The sequence below is a fragment of the Dokdonella ginsengisoli genome (genome assembly GCF_042652785.1).
Classification (GTDB): domain Bacteria; phylum Pseudomonadota; class Gammaproteobacteria; order Xanthomonadales; family Rhodanobacteraceae; genus Dokdonella_A; species Dokdonella_A ginsengisoli.
Genome location: NZ_JBHSHD010000010.1, coordinates 234,148 through 252,430, shown reverse-complemented (window position 1 = coordinate 252,430; position 18,283 = coordinate 234,148). Strand labels below are relative to the sequence as shown.

General features: G+C 69.3%; 10 protein-coding genes. 8 read left to right on the top strand and 2 right to left on the bottom strand.

Annotation, left to right across the window (positions count from 1 at the left end; all coding sequences use genetic code 11):
* The first annotated feature begins 4 nt into the window (after nucleotides 1–4).
* The 7 genes from ACFO6Q_RS13370 to ACFO6Q_RS13340 all read left to right on the top strand — a co-directional run bounded on the left by ACFO6Q_RS13370 (nucleotide 5) and on the right by ACFO6Q_RS13340 (nucleotide 12,019).
* Entirely contained in the window at nucleotides 5–1,018 is a 1,014-nt protein-coding gene (locus ACFO6Q_RS13370) for a LacI family DNA-binding transcriptional regulator (RefSeq protein WP_380021603.1), read from the top strand.
* 81 nt (nucleotides 1,019–1,099) lie between these two features.
* The gene (locus tag ACFO6Q_RS13365; RefSeq protein ID WP_380021602.1) at nucleotides 1,100–4,057 is read left to right on the top strand and encodes a TonB-dependent receptor; all 2,958 of its coding nucleotides are present in this window, start codon (nucleotides 1,100–1,102) and stop codon (nucleotides 4,055–4,057) included.
* Between the two features lie 157 nt (nucleotides 4,058–4,214).
* The gene (locus ACFO6Q_RS13360) at nucleotides 4,215–5,675 is read left to right on the top strand and encodes a glucoamylase family protein (RefSeq protein ID WP_380022205.1); all 1,461 of its coding nucleotides are present in this window, start codon (nucleotides 4,215–4,217) and stop codon (nucleotides 5,673–5,675) included.
* A 128-nt stretch (nucleotides 5,676–5,803) separates the two neighbouring features.
* Nucleotides 5,804–7,129 carry a sugar ABC transporter substrate-binding protein gene (locus ACFO6Q_RS13355; protein WP_380021601.1) on the top strand — a complete coding sequence of 442 codons (1,326 nt, stop codon included), beginning with the start codon at nucleotides 5,804–5,806 and terminating at the stop codon, nucleotides 7,127–7,129.
* Nucleotides 7,126–8,004, top strand: coding sequence for a carbohydrate ABC transporter permease (locus tag ACFO6Q_RS13350; RefSeq protein ID WP_380021600.1), 879 nt, complete (start codon nucleotides 7,126–7,128; stop codon nucleotides 8,002–8,004). Before ACFO6Q_RS13355 ends, ACFO6Q_RS13350 begins: the two co-directional genes overlap by 4 nt.
* Nucleotides 8,001–8,825, top strand: a complete 825-nt coding sequence (locus ACFO6Q_RS13345) for a carbohydrate ABC transporter permease (RefSeq protein ID WP_380021599.1) — start codon at nucleotides 8,001–8,003, stop codon at nucleotides 8,823–8,825. Before ACFO6Q_RS13350 ends, ACFO6Q_RS13345 begins: the two co-directional genes overlap by 4 nt.
* Nucleotides 8,822–12,019 (top strand): discoidin domain-containing protein, encoded by a 3,198-nt coding sequence (locus ACFO6Q_RS13340; RefSeq protein WP_380021598.1) that lies wholly within the window; start codon nucleotides 8,822–8,824, stop codon nucleotides 12,017–12,019. Before ACFO6Q_RS13345 ends, ACFO6Q_RS13340 begins: the two co-directional genes overlap by 4 nt.
* A gap of 502 nt (nucleotides 12,020–12,521) precedes the next feature.
* Here the strand turns inward: ACFO6Q_RS13340 and eda are convergent.
* The gene (gene eda / locus ACFO6Q_RS13335; protein ID WP_380021597.1) at nucleotides 12,522–13,193 is read right to left on the bottom strand and encodes a bifunctional 4-hydroxy-2-oxoglutarate aldolase/2-dehydro-3-deoxy-phosphogluconate aldolase; all 672 of its coding nucleotides are present in this window, start codon (nucleotides 13,191–13,193) and stop codon (nucleotides 12,522–12,524) included.
* Nucleotides 13,194–13,417: 224 nt separating this feature from the next.
* Here eda and ACFO6Q_RS13330 point away from each other — a divergent pair, with 224 nt between their 5' ends.
* Entirely contained in the window at nucleotides 13,418–16,363 is a 2,946-nt protein-coding gene (locus tag ACFO6Q_RS13330; RefSeq protein WP_380021596.1) for a protein kinase domain-containing protein, read from the top strand.
* Nucleotides 16,364–16,372: 9 nt separating this feature from the next.
* On the opposite strand, the gene edd is transcribed toward ACFO6Q_RS13330, so the two are convergent.
* Complete coding sequence (gene edd, locus ACFO6Q_RS13325; protein ID WP_380021595.1) at nucleotides 16,373–18,277, bottom strand: phosphogluconate dehydratase; 1,905 nt, start codon at nucleotides 18,275–18,277, stop codon at nucleotides 16,373–16,375.
* Between the last annotated feature and the right edge of the window lie 6 nt (nucleotides 18,278–18,283).

Here is an 18,283-nt window from a genome sequence, read left to right as displayed (position 1 = left end):
CCTCTTGAGCGTGACGATCAAAGACGTGGCGAAAGCGGCCGGCGTATCGGTCGCGTCGGTTTCGCGCGCCCTGAACGGCCACGACAGCGTCACCCCGGAAACGCGCCAGCGCATCGTCGAGGTCGCCGAGCGCCTGCGCTACATGCCCAACGGCGCCGCGCGCAGCCTGATCACGCAGCGTACGCAGACGGTCGGCGCGGTACTGCCCGACCTGCACGGCGAGTTCTTCTCCGAGCTGATCCGCGGCATGGACGCCGCCGCACGCGCGCGCGGCCTGCACCTGCTGGTGTCGAGCTCGCACGGTTCCGCGTCGGAGGTCGGCGAAGTGCTGCGCGCGCTGCGCGGGCGCGTCGACGGCGTGCTGATCATGTCGCCGCACGCCGACGCCGGCACGCTGGCGGAAAACCTCCCTGCCGCCCTGCCGACCGTGCTGATGAACACGCGCGTGGGCGGCAGCGACTATCTGTCGCTGTCGATCGACAACTACGGCGGCGCCTGCGCCATGGTCGAGCACCTCGTGCAATGCGGTCATCGCCGCATCGCCTTCGTCGCCGGGCCGCCGAACAACTTCGACGCCGACGAGCGACTGCGCGGCTACCGCGACGCGCTCGCCAAGCAGCGGCCGAAGCAGGCACCGCAGGTGCTGCAGGGCGACTTCAGCGAGGAATCGGGCTATCGCGCGGGACTGGACGTGTCCCGGCTCGATCCGCGCCCGGACGCCGTCTTCGCCGCCAACGACATGATGGCGATCGGCTGCCTGTTCGCGCTGAAGGAAGCCGGCCTGGACGTGCCGGGCGACATCGCGCTCGCCGGCTTCGACGACATTCCGATCGCGCGCTTCGTCAGCCCACCGTTGACGACGGTGCGCGTGCGCATCGCCGATCTCGGCGCGCAGGCGCTCGAGCGGCTCGCCTCGGTGATCGACGGCCGCAGCCAGCCGCGGCTCGCGCGCGAGCTGGAGTGCAGCCTGGTCGCGCGGCAATCCAGCGGCGCACGTCCGCACGCCGATACCAGCTGAGGTCCGGGCCGCGCTCGCAACCGTCCGCCTCGTTTCGCAAGACATCACGACTCGAAGACTCTCCGGGGAGAGGAGCACACGATGAAAGCGATTCACATCAAGTCCCGTACCTTGTCCCGCAAGCTGCTGGCCGGCGCACTGGCCGGCTGCTTCTGCGCGGCGACGCCGAGCCTGTTCGCGCAGAGCACCAACGCGACGCTGCGCGGACAGGCCACCGCCGGCGCCGAGGTCAGCGCGACCAACGTCGACAACGGCCTGACCCGCCGCACGATGGTCACCTCCGACGGCAGTTACTCGCTGGCCGGCCTGCCGCCCGGCACCTACCGCGTCAGCGCCGGTCCCGGCACCGAGAGGACGGTGACCCTCGCCGTCGCCTCCACGGCGACGCTGAATTTCGCCGGCGGCGAACCGGCCCCCTCGGGCGGGACCCAGCTGGAAGGCGTCACGGTCACCGCGAACGCGCTGGCCGAGGTGAAGACCTCGGAGATCGGCGACACCATCTCGCTGCGCCAGATCAACACCATTCCGCAGGTCACGCGCAACTTCCTCGAATTCGCCGACACCGTGCCCGGCATGGCCTTCAACCGCGATCCGGCCAACGGCACCTATTCGCTGCGCAGCGGCGCGCAGTCGGCCAACGCGATCAACGTCTACGTCGACGGCGTCGGCCAGAAGGGCTACGTGCTGAAGGGCGGCATCAGCGGACAGGACAACAGCCGCGGCAACCCGTTCCCGCAGCTGGGCATCTCCGAGTACAAGGTCATCACGCAGAACTACAAGGCCGAGTACGACCAGCTCAGCAGCGCCGCGGTGACCGCGGTGACCAAGTCGGGCACCAACGAGTTCCACGGCGAGGTGTTCGGCAACTACACCAGCGACACCTGGCGCTCGAAGTACCCGTCGGAGATTTCCTCCGGCCGCAAGCTCGAGACGCCGGACAAGGAATACGGCCTGGCCATCGGCGGCCCGATCGTGAAGGACCTGGCGCACTTCTTCTTCACCTACGAGGCCAAGGACTACGTCACGCCGGTCGCCGTCGTGCCCGGCGAACTGCCGCTGCCCGGCCCGCTGCCGCCGGGCGTCGCCGACGCCATCGGGCCGGCCGAGCAGCCGTTCTCCGAAGATCTGTACTTCGGCAAGATCGACTGGCAGCCCACCGACCGTGACCTGATCGAGCTGACCGGCAAGTACCGCAAGGAAGCCCAGCGCGACAACGTCGGCGGCACGCGCGCGCCGTCGTTCGGCGTGGACATCGTCAACGACGAGAAGCGCGCCGACCTGCGCTGGCAGCACACCGCCGACCGCTGGATCAACGACCTGCACATCACCTGGGAAGACGCCGAGTGGGGTCCGCGCCCGCTCAACAACGGCATCGCGCGGATCTACACGAACCCGCTGAGCCAGGACCGGACCCTGCTGGAGACCGGCGCCGGCGCGAGCTTCCAGAACAAGGGCCAGAAGGGGCCGGCGATCCAGGACGACTTCAGCCTGACCGACCTGCACTGGAACGGCGACCACCTGGTCAAGATGGGCTTCAAGTACAAGGAAGTGAAGCTGCAGACGCAGGAGATGAATCCGGCCAATCCGCAGTTCTTCTACGACGTGACGTCCGGCGGTGCCGCGGACCTGCCATGGAAGGCGAGATTCGGCGTGCCGCTGGCCGGCGTCGGCAACGGCAGTGCCGAATCGGAGAACAAGCAGTTCGGCCTCTACCTCCAGGACGACTGGATCGTCAACGAACACCTGACCCTGAACCTGGGCGTGCGCTGGGACTACGAGAAGACGCCCTCGTACCTGAACTACGTGACGCCGCCCGACGTCGTCTCCGCGCTGCGCGGCTGGGGCAACATCAACAATCCCAATTCCGGCATCAACATCGACGACTACATCAGCACCGGCAACAACCGCAAGGCGCCGAAGGACCAGTGGCAGCCGCGCGTGGGCTTCTCCTACGACCTCGACGCCGACGAGCAGCACGTGATCGTCGGCGGTGCCGGCCGCTCCTACGACCGCGACAGCTTCGACTACCTGCAGCTGGAGCAGTCCAAGGCGACCTTCCCGACCTACGAGATCCGCTTCAACTCGGCCGACCGCGCCTGCGACACGACGCAGCCCAACTGCTTCGACTGGGATCCGCGCTTCTACGACATCAACAACCTGCGCTCGCTGGTCAGCGCGACCGGCGGCGGCCGCGAGATCAACCTGATCAACAACAATCTCAAGGTCCCCTACTCCGACCAGTTCAGCATCGGCATGCGCAACAAGGTCGGCGAATGGAACACCAGCGTGATCGTGTCGCGCATCGTCAGCAAGGACGGCTTCGCCTTCGTGCTCGGCAACCGCCAGCCCGACGGGTCGTTCTGGCTGCCCGGCAGCGGCGGCCAGCCGTGGGGCTTCCCGATTCCCGGCTTCGGCTCGCTGATCCTCGGCAAGAACGGCGTCCAGACGAAGTCCAATTCGCTGCTGCTCTCGCTGGAAAAGCCTTATACGAAGGAATCGGGCTGGTACGCCTCGGTCGCCTACACCTACACGGACGCCGAGGAGAACCGCAAGTCCGGCGAGAACTACGCGCTCGACGAACCCGACATCAAGGACTATCCGTGGCTGCAGTCCTCGGGCGTGTCCAAGCACCGCCTGGTCGCGGTCGGCAGCATCGACGGCGCGTGGGGCCTGACCTACACCGCCAAGCTGACCCTGTCGACGCCGCGGCCGCTGTCGGACATCGCCTGCTACGATCCGACCACCCACTGCACGCCGGCCGCGGTGACGCCGCACGGCGCCAGCTTCCTGTTCGGCGGACCGATCTTCGGCACGCGCCAGATCGACTTCGCGGTGAACAAGAACATCGACCTCACCGGCGGCCTGAGCATGTACTTCCGCCTCGACGCGATCAATTTCTTCAACTTCAAGAACTACTCCGACTACATCACCAACTGGGGTTCGAACGGACAGTTCGTCGGCTACGCGCCGGTCAACAAGAACGGCAACATGTTCACCGTGCCGCGCACGATCAAGTTCACGATGGGAGTGCGCTTCTGATGCAATCGCCACGGCGATGACGCCGCCGTGGCGCACACTCGGGAACCGGCCGCCCAGGGAATCGGGTGGCCGGATTTTTCCGGCCCTGCTTTTCCTTCGCCCTTTCCGCCGACAGTTTCTTCCAGTGCCCTTTCGCAACGGACATCCGCTCTCCCGACTGCTCCCCCTTCTGTTCGCCGCGGCCCTGCTCGGCGCCTGCCACGGCGAACCGGAAGCGCCTCCCGTCGCCGTCACGCCGCTGCTGCGCCCGCAGCTGACGCCGCTGTTCGACGACATCGAACGGCGCACCTTCGACTATTTCTGGGACACCGCCGATCCCGACAACGGCCTGATTCCGGATCGCTATCCGTATACCGAGGCGTTTTCCAGCGTCGCCGCGGTCGGCTTCGGCCTGACCGCCTACGGCATCGGCGTCGAGCGCGGCTACGTTACGCGCGAGCAGGCGGCGCAGCGCACCCTGCTGACCCTGCGCACGCTCGAAGGCCTGCCGCAGGGCTCGCGCAACGAGGGCATGGCCGGCTACCGCGGCTTCTTCTACCACTTCATCGACATGAAGACCGGCGCGCGCTTCGACGAATGGGTGGAGCTGTCCTCGGTCGACACCGCACTGCTGCTCGGCGGCGTGCTGTTCGCGCAGTCCTACTTCGACGCTCCGTCCGCCGACGAGGCCGAGATCCGGCGCCTGGCCGACACGCTCTACCGGCGCGTGGAATGGCCGTGGATGCAGGCGCGCCCGCCGCTGATCTCGATGGGCTGGTATCCCAAGCAGGGCTACATTCCGTTCGACTGGGAGGGCTACAACGAAGGCATGCTGGTCTACGTGCTCGCGCTCGGCTCGCCGACGCAGGCGATCGGCAGCGACGCCTGGGCGGCGTGGACCAAGACCTACGCGCGCGCGTGGGGCACCTTCCACGAGCAGGAATATCTCGGCTTCGCGCCGCAGTTCGGTCACCAGTACTCGCACGTCTGGATCGACTTCCGCGGCATCCGCGACGCCTACATGCGCGAGCGCGGCTTCGACTACTTCGAGAACAGCCGCCGTGCCACCTACGCGCAGCGCGCCTACGCCATCGCCAACCCGATGGGCTGGAAGCTGTACGGCGAGAACATCTGGGGCCTGACCGCGAGCGACGGCCCGCAGGGCGCGAACCTCGACTACGGCGGCGGACTGCGCGAGTTCCGCCACTACTCCGCGCGCGGCGCCGGCCTCGCCGACGCGTTCGACGACGGCACCATCGCGCCGACCGCGGCCGCGGCCTCGCTGCCGTTCGCGCCGGAAATCGTGATTCCGGCGGTCGAGGAGATGCACCGCCTCTACGGCGCGCAGATCTATTCCAAGTACGGCTTCCTCGACGCCTTCAATCCGAGCTTCAACTACGACATCCCGCTGAAGTCCGGCCAGCTGATCCCGAACTTCGGCTGGGTCGCCAGCGACTACATCGGCATCGACCAGGGGCCGATCATCGCGATGATCGAGAACTACCGCGACGACTTCGTCTGGAACGTGATGAAGAAGAACCCGTACATCCGCAAGGGCCTGGAACGCGCCGGCTTCACCGGCGGCTGGCTCGAGGAAGGCGGGAGCGCGAAGGCTCCGGCGGCGAAGAAGGCGAAATGAGGGGCGAAGCGGCCCCGCGCGCAGGTTCGTCGCTCCCGCGGCGGCCGGCGCAGCGGGCGAGCGGCGGGGCCGGCCCGAAGGGCGGGCGCGTAGCGCGAGCAAAGCCGCAATCCGAGTCGCCGCTTTCGATGGATGCCCGCTTTCGCGGGCATGACCTCGCCGAGATCGTGCGGAGGTCGTTCCACATCGGGCGATTCCACGCCGCCATTTTCTTCGCCTTGCTTTCCCTGGTGGCCTGCACGCGCACGGACCCAGACGTCACCGTGCTGAAATTCTGGGCGATGGGACGCGAGGCCGAGGTGGTGCCGGCGCTGCTGGCCGACTTCGAGCGCGACAATCCCGGCATCCGCGTCGAGGTGCAGGCGCTGCCGCTCACCGCGGCGCACGAGAAGCTGCTGACCGCGTTCGCCGGCGATGCTCTGCCGGACCTGGCCCAGCTCGGCAACACCTGGGTGCCGGAGCTGGCCACGCTCGGTGCGCTGGAGCCGCTGCAGGCGCACGTGGACGCATCGCCCGTGGTGCGCCAGGACGACTACTTCGCCGGCATCTGGGACACCAACGTGCTCGACGGCCGCCTCTACGGCGTGCCGTGGTACGTCGACACGCGCCTGCTGTTCTATCGCAAGGACCTGCTCGCGCAGGCCGGCTTCGCCGAACCGCCGCGCGACTGGGCGGAATGGAAACGCGCGCTGGCCGCGATCAAGCGCAACGCCGGCGCGGACAAATACGCGATCCTGCTGCCGCTGAACGAGTACGAGCCGCTGCTCAACCTCGCCGTGCAGATGCCCGATCCGCTGCTGCGCGAGCACGACACGCTCGGCAATTTCGAAAGTGCCGGCTTCCGCCGCGCGTTCGAGTTCTACCTGGAGATGTTCCACCAGGACTGGGCGCCGCCGATGAGCGCGACGCAGATCTCCAACGTCTGGGACGAATTCGCCGCCGGCTTCTACGTCTTTTACATCACCGGGCCGTGGAACGTCGGCGAGTTCCGCCGCCGCCTGCCGGCGGCGCTGCAGGACCAGTGGGGCACCGCGCCCCTGCCCGGCCCGGACGGCCCCGGCGCCGCCGTCGCCGGCGGCAGCAGCCTGGTGATGTTCGCCGGATCCGAACGCAAACCCGAAGTCTGGCGCCTGATCGAATTCCTCTCCGCGCCCGAGCAGCAGCGCCGCCTGCACGAACTGTGCGGCGACCTGCCGCCGCGACGCAGTTCCTGGGCGGCGCCCGCGCTCGCCGGCGATCCGTACGCGCGCGCGTTCCGCGACCAGCTCGAGCGCGCCCGGCCGGCGCCGAAGGTGCCCGAATGGGAGCGCATCGCGCAGGAGCTGCGCCTGGCCGCCGAGCGCGCCGTGCGCGGCGGGCAGCCGGTCGACGCCGTGCTGCGCCAGCTCGACGCGCGCACCGACGAGATTCTCGACAAGCGCCGCTGGATGCTCGCGCACGAGGCGGCGCGATGAACGAGCGCCGCGCCGCCTGGCTGTTCGTCGGCCCTGCGCTGATCGTCATCGGCGGCTTCTTCTTCGTGCCGGTGCTGGCCGCCTTCGCGCTGAGCCTGACCGATTTCGACCTGTACGCGCTGGCCGACCTGCACAACCTGCGCTTCGTCGGGCTGGGCAACTACCTCGACATCCTGCGCACGCCGCTGTTCTGGAAGTCGCTGCTGAACACGTTCTACTTCGTCGGCGTCGGCGTGCCGCTGTCGATCGCCGCCTCGCTCGGCGCCGCGCTGCTGCTGGACTCCAGGCTCGCGCGCTTCAAGGGCTTCTTCCGCACCGCGCTGTTCGCGCCGGTGGTCACCACGATCGTCGCCGTGGCGGTGATCTGGCGCTACCTGCTGCACACCCGCTACGGCCTGATCAACTACACGCTCGCGCATTTCGGCATCGCGCCGATCGACTGGCTCGGCGATCCGCACTGGTCGATGCCGGCGATCATCGCGTTCGCGGTGTGGAAGAACTTCGGCTACAACATGATCATCCTGCTGGCCGCGCTGCAGAGCATTCCCGGCGACCTGTACGAAGCGGCGCAGATCGACGGCGCCTCGTTCCTGCAGCGCCTGCGCCACATCACGCTGCCGATGCTGCGCCCGGCCCTGCTGCTGGTGTCGATCATCACGGTGTCCGGCTATTTCCAGCTGTTCGCCGAACCGTACGTGATGACCCAGGGCGATCCGCTGCAGAGCACGGTCAGCGTGCTGTATTTCATGTACGAGGAAGGCTTCAAGTGGTGGAGCCTGGGCCGCGCCTCGGCGATCGCGTTCCTGCTGTTCGCGCTGATCCTGCTGGTGACGCGGCTGCTGCTGCGCCTGGGCCGGCGCGGAGGCTACGCATGAAGAACTCCCTCTGGCAGCGCGCCGCCGTCAACGGCCTGCTGGTCGCGATGGCCTTCGTCGCGCTGTTCCCGTTGCTGTGGATGCTGTCGGTCTCGTTCATGCATCGCGGCGAGGCGAGCAGCTTTCCGCCGCCGCTGCTGCCGGCGCAGGCGACGCTGGAGAACTACCGCGAACTGTTCGAGCGCGCCGGCATGGGCCGCTACCTGCTCAACAGCCTCGGCGTGGCGGTCGCCACCACCCTGCTCTCGCTCGCCTTCAACCTCGCCGCCGGCTACGCGTTCGCGAAGCTGCGCTTCGCCGGCCGCGAGCGCGTGTTCCAGGTGCTGCTCGGCGCACTGGTGATCCCCGCCCAGGTGGCGATGATCCCGCTGTTCCTGATCATGAAATGGCTGGGGCTGGTCAACAGCTACGGCGGCGTCGTGGTGCCGATGATGGCCGGCGTGTTCGGCATCTTCCTGGTGCGCCAGTACGCCGGCTCGATTCCCGACGACCTGCTCGAGGCCGCACGCATCGACGGCGCCGGCGAAGCGCGCATCTTCGCCACGATCGTGCTTCCGCTGCTGAAGCCGATCGTCGTCACCCTGGCGATCTTCACCTTCCTGGCCAGCTGGAACGACTTCATGTGGCCGCTGATCGTGCTCAGCGACCAGGCCTGGCAGACCGCGCCGGTGGCGCTCGCCGCGCTCTCGCGCGAACACGTGCAGGACAACGAACTGATGATGGCCGGCTCGGTGGTGACGATCCTGCCGGTGCTGCTGCTGTTCCTCGTGCTGCAGCGGCACTACATCCAGGGCCTGCTGCTCGGGAGCGTGAAGGGATGAGGATCGGCATCGCGGCTGCGCTCCTTCTCTGTCCCATGCTGGCGGACGCGACCGAACCTCGCCAGCTCGACCGCTTCGACGACGCCTCCGCCTGGACCGCGGTCGCCTCCGACCAGGTCGAGGCCAGGCTGCGCCCGCTGCGCGACGGCAACGCGAACGCGCTCTGCCTCGACTTCGATTTCCACGGCGTTTCCGGCTATGCCGCGATGCGGCGCAAGCTGCCGATCGACTACCCGGACAACTACGAGTTCTCCTTTCGCGTGCGCGGCGACGGAGCGGACAACGCGCTGCAGTTCAAGCTCGCCGATGCCTCCGGAGACAACGTCTGGTGGGTGAACCGGCCCGACTTCGCCTTCCCGCGCGAATGGCGCGAACAGCGCTACAAGCGCCGCCACGTCGATTTCGCCTGGGGGCCGACGAAGGACAGGACGCTGCGCCACAGCGACGGCGTCGAATTCACGGTCTACGCCGGCAACGGCGGCCGTGGCTCGGTCTGCTTCGAGCAGCTGACCTTGCGCGAGCTGCCGCCGGCGCCGGCGAGCTGGCCGCGGCCGCTGGCCCGGGCCAGCTCGCAGCAAAACGGCGCGCCGGCGGCGAACGCCGTCGACGGCGACGCGGACACGAGCTGGCGCAGCCGCGGCGGCGGCGCGCAGTCGCTGACGCTCGATCTGGGCGCGTCGCGCGAATTCGGCGGCCTCCTCCTGCGCTGGGCCGACGGCTCCCACGCCTCGCGCTACGACGTCGACCTCTCCGACGACGGCGAACGCTGGCGCACCGTGCGCCGCGTGACGCAGGGCAACGGCGGCGTCGATCCGCTGCACCTGCCCGAATCCGAAGCGCGCTACCTGCGCCTGCGCCTGCACGACGGCCCGCACAAGGGCTACGCGCTCGCGGAAGTGGAGATAAAGGATCTCGCCTTCGGCGCCTCGGCCAATTCGTTCTTCGCCGAACTCGCCAAGGCCGCGCCACGCGGCCGCTACCCGCGCGGTTTCTACGACGAGCAGACCTACTGGACCGTGGTCGGTACGGACGGCGGCCACGAGACCGGCCTGTTCTCGGAAGACGGCGCGCTGGAAGTGGCGCGCGGCGGATTCTCGATCGAGCCGTTCCTGCTCGATTCGAGCACCGGCGAGCGCCGCCTGCTGAGCTGGGCCGACGTGGACATCTCGCACGGCCTGCTCGACGGCTATCTGCCGGTGCCGCGCGTGGGCTGGCGCCGCGACGGGCTCGCGCTCGAGGTCGAGACGTTCGCCGCGTCGAACGCCGGAACCGCTCCAGCGGTAAACGGCTCGAATCTGTACGCGAGCTACACGCTGAAGAACGAAGACGCGACGCCGCGCTCGCTGGTGCTGGCGCTGGCGCTGCGGCCGTTCCAGGTCAATCCGTCGGTGCAGTTCCTCAACACGCCCGGCGGCATCAGCCCGATCCGCGAGCTGGCCTGGCGCAAGCCGTCGGAAGGCGCGCGCGAAGCGGTCTACGTCGACGGCAAGCCGCGCGTCTATCCGCTCGACCACGTCGACGGCTTCCGCGCCAGCGCGTTCGACGCCGGCATGGCGGTCGACCGCCTCGCCGACGGCACGCTGCCCGAGACGAACGCGGTGCGCGACGATACCGGCTTCGCTTCCGGCGTGCTGCTCTATCGTGTCGAGCTGCCGGCGGGCGCGCAGCGCACGGTCGTGCTGCAGATGCCGCTCGACGGCGCCACGCAGGCCGACGCGTTCCAGATCACCGCCGACGGCTGGTACCGCCTGCTGCGCGACAGGGCCGCGCAGGACTGGCGCGACAAGCTCGATCGCGTCGTGCTGCACCTGCCTGCGCAGGGCCGCGCGCTCGCCGATACGCTGCGTACGGCGCTGGCGCACATCCTGATCAATCGCGACGGCGCGGCGATCCGGCCCGGCACGCGCGCCTACGCGCGCTCGTGGATCCGCGACGGCGCGATGACCTCGGAGGCTCTGCTGCGCCTGGGCCGCGGCGACGTCGCGCGCGACTACCTGGAATGGTACGCGCCGTATCAGTTCGCCAACGGCAAGGTGCCGTGCTGCATCGACCGGCGCGGCTCCGATCCGGTACCGGAAAACGACAGCCACGGCGAGCTGATCCATCTCGTCGCCGAAGTGTGGCGCTACGGCGGCGACCGCGCCCTGCTCGACCGCATGTGGCCGCACGTCGACGCCGCCGCGCGCTACATGGACGAACTGCGCGCGAGCGAACGCACGCCGGCCAACCGCAGCGGCGAGCGTCGGGCGTTCTACGGTCTGATGCCGGCCTCGATCAGCCACGAGGGCTATTCGGCCAAGCCGATGCATTCGTACTGGGACGATTTCTGGGCGCTGACCGGCTACAAGGACGCGGTCGACCTCGCCAGGGCGCTCGGCCGCGACGACGACGCGCGCCGGCTGGCGGGCTCGCGCGACCAGTTCCGCGACGACCTGTACGCCTCGATCCGCACCGCCGTCGCGATGCACGGCATCGACTACCTGCCCGGCGCAGCCGAGCTCGGCGACTTCGACGCCACCTCGACCACGATCGCGCTGTCGCCCGGCGGCGAACAGGCGCACCTGCCGCAGGACCTGCTGCACCACACGTTCGAGCGCTACTGGCAGCAGTTCACGCAGCGTCGCGACTCGGCCACGTGGAAGGACTACACGCCGTACGAATGGCGCAGCGTCGGCACCTTCGTGCGCCTGGGCTGGCGCGAGCGCGCGCACGAGGCGATCGACGGGTTCATGCGCGACCGCCGTCCGGCGGAATGGAACCAGTGGGCCGAGGTCGTCGGCCGCCTGCCGCGCGAATCGCGCTTCATCGGCGACATGCCGCACGGCTGGGTGGCGTCCGATTTCATCCGCTCCGCACTGGACCTGTTCGCCTACGAGCGCGAAAGCGACCGCGCGCTCGTGCTCGCCGCCGGCGTGCCGGCCGAATGGCTGGCCGGCGAAGGCATAGCGATCGAGAACCTGCACACGCCGTACGGCAAGCTCGGCTATTCGTTGCAGCGCGAAGGCGACGCGCTGCGCCTGCGCATTGCCGACACCGGGGCGAAGCCGCCGGGCGGCTTCGTCTTCGCCGCACCCAAGGAATACGTCGGCGGCAAGGCGCGGCTCGACGGCAAGGCATTGAGCTGGCGCAACGGCGAGCTGGTCGTGCACAGCCTGCCGGCCGACGTGATCGTGCAACCCGCGCCGCAGCGCTGAAAGGTTCCGTCAGCGTCACCTATCCTGCGTGCGCGAGAGGTCGGCGCGCACCGCGCGACGGGCGAAGGAAATCCGCAACGACATCTCGAGCTTGCCCTCACCCCAGCCCTCTCCCGCCAGCGGGAGAGGGAGAAGTGCGCGCGATCCGCAATCGAATGCCTTCACCTCTCCCGCCGGCAGGAAAGGGAAGATTTCGCGCGATCCGCGCTCTGGTGCTCTCACCTCTCCCCATGCGGGAGAGGTCGGCGCGCGCAGCGCGACGGGTGAGGGAAATCCGCAACGACATCTCCAGCCTGCCCCCACCCCAGCCCTCTCCCGCCAGCGGGAGAGGGAGAAGTGCAAGCGATCCGCACTTGGACGCGTTCACCTCTCCCGCGTGCGGGAGAGGTCGGCGCGCACCGCGCGACGGGTGAGGGAAATCCGCAACGACATCTCAAGCTTGCCCTCACCCCAGCCCTCTCCCGCCAGCGGGAGAGGGAGAAGTGCGGGGCAATCTTCCGATCTAGGCCAGCGCCGCCGCGTCGACCAGACGCCGCGCGCGCGCCGCCGCAGCGGCGACCTCGTCGTGCTTCCCGGCCGCGAGCCAGTCGCGCGGCACCATCCACGAGCCGCCAACGCAGACCACGTTCGGCTGCGCCAGGTACTCCGGCGTCTCGGCCTCGGTGATGCCGCCGCTCGGCGCCAGCAGCAGGTCCGGCAGCGGTCCCTGCAGCAGGCGGATCAATTTCAGCCCGCCGAGTGCGCCGACCGGGAACAGCTTGGCGATGCGGAAGCCGCGCGCGGCGAGTTCGAGCAGCTCGCTCGGCGTCGCCGCTGCCGGCGTCGCCGGGATGCGCGACTCGACCAGCGCCTCGGCCAGCGCCGCCGTCGTGCCCGGCGTGACCAGGAAGTCCGCGCCGGCCGAACGCGCGCGTTCGATGTCTTCAGGCACCCGCACGGTGCCGGCGCCGACGATCACCTCGGGCAGTTCCTGCTTGATCGCCGCGATGGCGTCGCGCGCGGCCGGCGTGCGCAGCGCGATTTCGATGGTTCCGAGGCCGCCCTGCGCCAGCGCACGCGCGATCGCGACGCCCTGCGCCGCGGAATCGACGGTCACCACCGGCAGCACGCCGGCGGCGCGCAGGGCGCTGATCGCGGTGTCCTGGCTGGACTGGAAATCGGAATGGGTTTTCATGGGAAAGCGCGCTGAAGTCGGAGGAAGATGAAGCAGCGCAGAGGCGATCGGCGATGCCGGTCGCGCGATGCGACGAGTCGAATGCTCAGGATGCCTGATTCCGCCGGTCGCTCCAACCGCGACTGGCCGGTGGCGCGCCGCCTTGCGACCCGCGACGCATCGCATTGACGGGATGCCGGGGCGCGTCCAAGCTCGCTACCAGGCGGGAGCGAGGGAGCGACCCCATGTCAGGGCAGCGCTGGCAGCGTCTGGAAGATCTCTTCGCGCAGGCGTGCGACGTGCCCGCGTCGGCACGCGACGCGTTCGTCGCACAGCGCTGCGCGGACGATGCGGCCCTGCGCGACGAATTGGCTGCGCTGCTGCGCGCGCACGATGCCGCGGCGGAATTTCTCGAAATCCCGCGCCTCAAGATCGATGCGATCGCCGTCGAAGCGCCGAACCTCCTCGCCGGCAGCCGTTTCGGCGCCTGGCGCGTGGTGCGCGCGATCGGCCGCGGCGGCATGGGCGAGGTCTACGAAGTGTCGCGCGCGATCGGCGGCTTCGAACAACGCGCGGCGCTGAAGCTGCTGCGTCATGAAGCGGTCGCGCAGATCGAGCGCTTCCACGCCGAGCGCAGCATTCTCGCGCGGCTCGACCATCCGGGTATCGCACGCCTGCTCGACGGCGGCGTCGCCGACGACGGCCGCCCCTGGGCCGTGCTCGAATACGTCGAAGGCCGGACGATCACGCAATGGTGCGAGGAGCACGGCGCCGACAGGAACCTGCGCCTGGAGTTGTTCCTGCAGGCCTGCGCGGCAGTCGCCTACGCGCATCGCAACCTGATCGTGCACCGCGACCTGAAGCCGTCGAACATCCTGGTCGACGGACACGGCCGCGTGCGCCTGCTCGACTTCGGTATCGCCAAGCTGCTCGATCCGGCGTTCGGCCGTTCGAGCGACACCACGCAGATGATGCTGACGCCGGACTACTGCGCACCGGAGCAGCTGGTCGGCGAGCCGGTGACCACGGCCACCGACGTGTACGTGCTCGGCCTGCTGCTGTACGAACTGCTCACCGGCGCCAAGGCATCGCCCGTCCACGGCCTTCCGATCATGCGCGCGATGCGCGCGCTGGCCGATCCGAACACGCCCAAGCCGAGCGCGACCGCGCTTTCCCTGGTCGACGCACCGGTGCCGGCACGCCTCCTGCGCGGCGATCTCGACGCGATCGTCGCGCGCGCCCTGCGCAAGGAGCCGGCACATCGCTACGCGACGGTCGACGCGCTGCGCACCGACGTCGAACGCCACCTGCGCAATCAGCCGGTCGCCGCGCGCAGCGGCGCGCGCCTGTACGTGTTCGGCCGCCTGCTGCGCCGCTATCGCTGGGTGGTGGCCGGCGTCGTCGCCTTGATCCTCGCGCTCGGCGCCGGGCTGGCCGGCACCGTCTGGCAGGCGCGGCGCGCCGAACGCGAAGCGCGTACCGCCACGGCGGTGCAGGATTTCCTGCGCGACATCTTCCGCGCCAATTCGAGCGCGCAAGGCGATCCCGTCAAGGCCCGCCAAACCACGGTGCGCGAACTGCTCGATCTCGGCGCACGCAAGATCGATACCGCGATGGCCGACGCGCCGGAGGCGAAACTCGGCGTGCTGCAGCTGCTGATCGACCTCTACGACGACCTGTGGATGCCTGACGAGCGTATTCGCACGCTGCGCCAGTCGGAGGAAATCACCCGCAAACTCTACGGCGCGCATTCCCCTCAGCTGGCCGGCGTGCTGACCGATCTCGCCGGCACCTTGTACTCGACCAGCGCGGCGAGGGAAGGCGAATCGTTGCTGCGCGAAGCGCGCGCGATTCTCGACGACAACGGCGACGAGACTTCGGCGACACGCGGCAACTTGCTGGTCGTGCAGGCGTATTTCTACGGCTATATCGACGTCCCGTACGCACTCGACAGCGCGCGCCGCGCGGTGCGGGTATTCGAGGCGTTTCCGCCGTCGCGGGACTTGGCCGTCGCCTGGTACCAACTGGGCTTGCAGCAGAGCCGCAGTGGCAGTCTAGGCCAGGGCATCGCCTCGCTGCGGCGCACGATCGACATGTACGACGCCGAGCCGGGCGGGCGAACCTACCTGATGACCGCCTACCGCGATCTGGCCGACATGCTGCTGGCACTGCCTGATTTCGCGGGCGCCGAGCGCAACGCGCGCCTGGCCCTGGCAAACGCGCTCGACACGCGTGGAGAAGACAGTCTGCACGCGGCTACCGCGCGAGTGATGCTTGGCAAGGCGTCGTATTGGAGCGGTTGCACGCGCGAAGGGATCGATCTGCTGGCGACCGCCAAGGCACAAGCGGTAGCGCATTCCGATCCCGACAACAACGATCGCCGATGGGCATTCCAGGAGCACGGCAGGGCCCTGGCCGCGGCTGGCGATCTCGACGCGGGGCTGGCCGATCTTGAAACGGCGGTGGCGATGTATCGCCGACGCGTATTCAAGGAAATCGGGCTGGCGGACGCGCTTGGCTCCATCGCTTTGGCGAAAATCGAGGCCGGGCGCTACGAGGAAGCGCGCGCGGCGATCGACGAGGACGCCGCGGTGCGCGCGGCGGCAGGCCAGAAACCATCCATGGAAACCGTCGATTGGGTCGCCAGCCTGCGCGGATTCCTTGCGCTGGCCGAGAACCGCGTGGACCAGGCGCGGCAAGCACTCGACGATTTCGCCACCAGTGGCGATGCGCAAGCGCACTCGACGCTACGCGAGGTCACCCGCTGGCTGCTCGAAGCGAAGCTCCATCTGCGTTCGTCCGACTTCGCTGGCGCGAGACGGTCGGTCGCCAACGCGCGTGCGGAAATCGAAGGCAGCGGCCAGGCCGGATATCTCAAAAGACAGGCGTCGAGCGCCGACCTGCTCGATGGACTGGCCCTGTCCGGCATGGGCGATGCGAGCGGCGCGCTGCAGCCGCTGCAGCGGGCGCTGGCGGCGCGCGAAGAACTGCTGCTGCCGATGAGCCAGGAGATCGCCGAAGCGCAGATCGCGCTCGCCGAGTGCCGGCTCGCGCTCGGCCAACTCGCGCCGGCGCGCGAACTGGCCACCAGGGCGCAGGCCATTCATTCACGGCACAAGGAACTCGGCGAGCAGTACCGCGAGCCCTTGCGGCGTTTGCTGCAACGGCTTTCCGCCGCTGGGCGCCGCTAGCTGCAACGGCTACGCGTCCTTCGCTTCGAACGGCGCGTGCGCAGTCAACCGTCCGACGTCGTATTCGGTTTCGGTGCCGCGCTTCCGATCGTCGCGCGGGGAAATTGGACCGCAGGAAATCGACAGCGCGCCCTCGTCGGCCGAACCCACGTTCGCGCGATTGAACGCGAACAGCGAACGACCGAGGTCCTGTCCCGCCGGCGCGGAATTCGGCGCCGGACGGCGCGCGCGCCATTCGTCCTCGGCGATGGCGAGGTCGAGCCGGCCGCGCTCGCAGTCGAGCACGACCGTATCGCCGTCGCGCACGCAGGCGATGGCGCCGCCGAGCGCCGCTTCCGGGGTCACGTGGATCGCCGACAGCACCTTGCCCGAGGCGCCCGACAGGCGGCCGTCGGTGACCAGGGCGACGCGCCTGCCCTGGTTCTGCAGCATGCCGAGCAGCGGCATCAGGCTGTGCATCTCCGGCATGCCGTTCGCGCGCGGCCCCTGGTAACGCACCACCGCAACGAAATCGCGCGGCAGCGCACCGGCCTTGTGCCGCGCGCGCAACTCGCCCGGATCGTCGAGCACGACGGCCGGCGCCTCGATGCGACGGTATTCCGGCTTGACCGCCGAGACCTTGGCCAGGGCACTGCCGAGCGTGCCGCGCAGCAGGCGCAGGCCGCCGGTCGCCTCGAACGGGTTCGCCGCCGCGCGCAGGATCGCCTCGTCGGCGCTGGCGGGGATGGCATCGGCCCAGGCGAGCTTGCCGTCGGCGAGCCGCGGCTCCTGCGCGTAGGCGCGCATGCCGCCGGCGGCGATGGTGTCGAGGTCGAACAGCAGACCCGCGTCGAGCAGCTCGCGCAGCAGGAACGGCGTGCCGCCGGCGGCGTGGAAATGGTTCACGTCCGCCTCGCCGTTCGGATAGATGCGCGCGAGCAGCGGCACCACCTCGGCCAGCGCGTCGAAATCCTCCCAGGTGACGACCAGACCGGCCGCGCGCGCGACGGCGACGAAATGGATCGTGTGATTGGTCGAGCCGCCGGTCGCGAGCAAGGCGACGATCGCATTGATGATGGCCCGTTCGTCGACGAGACGGCCGATCGGCCGGTAGTCGTCGCCGAGCGCGGTGATCGCGGCGGCGCGCGCGGTGGCCGCGTCGGTCAGCGCGTCGCGCAATGGCGTGCCGGGATTGACGAACGAGGCGCCGGGCAGCTGCAGCCCCATCGCCTCGAGCAGGATCTGGTTCGAGTTGGCGGTGCCGTAGAAGGTGCAGGTTCCCGGCGCGTGGTACGAGGCCGATTCGGTTTCGAGCAGTTCCGCGCGCGTCGCCTGGCCGGCGGCGTAGCGCTCGCGCACCTCGGCCTTGGCCTTGTTCGGAATGCCCGACGGCATCGGCCCGGCGGGCACGAACACGAACGGCAGGTGACCGAACGACAGCGCGCCGATCAGCAGGCCCGGCACGATCTTGTCGCACACGCCGAGCAGCAGCGCGGCGTCGAACATGTCGTGGCTGAGCGCGATCGCGGTCGCCTGCGCGATCACGTCGCGCGAGAACAGCGACAGCTCCATGCCGACGCGGCCCTGGGTCACGCCGTCGCACATCGCCGGCACGCCGCCGGCGACCTGCGCGGTCGCACCGACGGCGCGCGCGGCGCGCTTGATGTGCTCGGGATAGGTCTCGAACGGCTGGTGCGCGGAGAGCATGTCGTTGAAGGCGGTGACGATGCCGATGTTCGGCGCCACGCCGTTCTTCAAGGCGTCCTTGTCGCCGCTGCCGCACGCGGCGAAGCCGTGCGCGAGGTTGCCGCAGGAAAGATGCGCGCGATGCGGGCCACGCGCGCGCGAGGTTTCGACCTGGTCGAGATAGGCGCGGCGGCTGTCGCGGCTGCGCTCGCGGATGCGCGCGGCGACCTGTTCGAGGCGTGGGTGCATGGGAGC

What these genes read in the sequence shown, in the direction of transcription:
- edd (WP_380021595.1), bottom strand. Translation starts at nt 18,277, where the DNA reads ATGCACCCACGCCTCGAACAGGTCGCCGCGCGCATCCGCGAGCGCAGC.
- ACFO6Q_RS13355 (WP_380021601.1), top strand. Translation starts at nt 5,804, where the DNA reads ATGGATGCCCGCTTTCGCGGGCATGACCTCGCCGAGATCGTGCGGAGG.
- ACFO6Q_RS13330 (WP_380021596.1), top strand. Translation starts at nt 13,418, where the DNA reads ATGTCAGGGCAGCGCTGGCAGCGTCTGGAAGATCTCTTCGCGCAGGCG.
- ACFO6Q_RS13350 (WP_380021600.1), top strand. Translation starts at nt 7,126, where the DNA reads ATGAACGAGCGCCGCGCCGCCTGGCTGTTCGTCGGCCCTGCGCTGATC.
- eda (WP_380021597.1), bottom strand. Translation starts at nt 13,193, where the DNA reads ATGAAAACCCATTCCGATTTCCAGTCCAGCCAGGACACCGCGATCAGC.
- ACFO6Q_RS13345 (WP_380021599.1), top strand. Translation starts at nt 8,001, where the DNA reads ATGAAGAACTCCCTCTGGCAGCGCGCCGCCGTCAACGGCCTGCTGGTC.
- ACFO6Q_RS13365 (WP_380021602.1), top strand. Translation starts at nt 1,100, where the DNA reads ATGAAAGCGATTCACATCAAGTCCCGTACCTTGTCCCGCAAGCTGCTG.
- ACFO6Q_RS13340 (WP_380021598.1), top strand. Translation starts at nt 8,822, where the DNA reads ATGAGGATCGGCATCGCGGCTGCGCTCCTTCTCTGTCCCATGCTGGCG.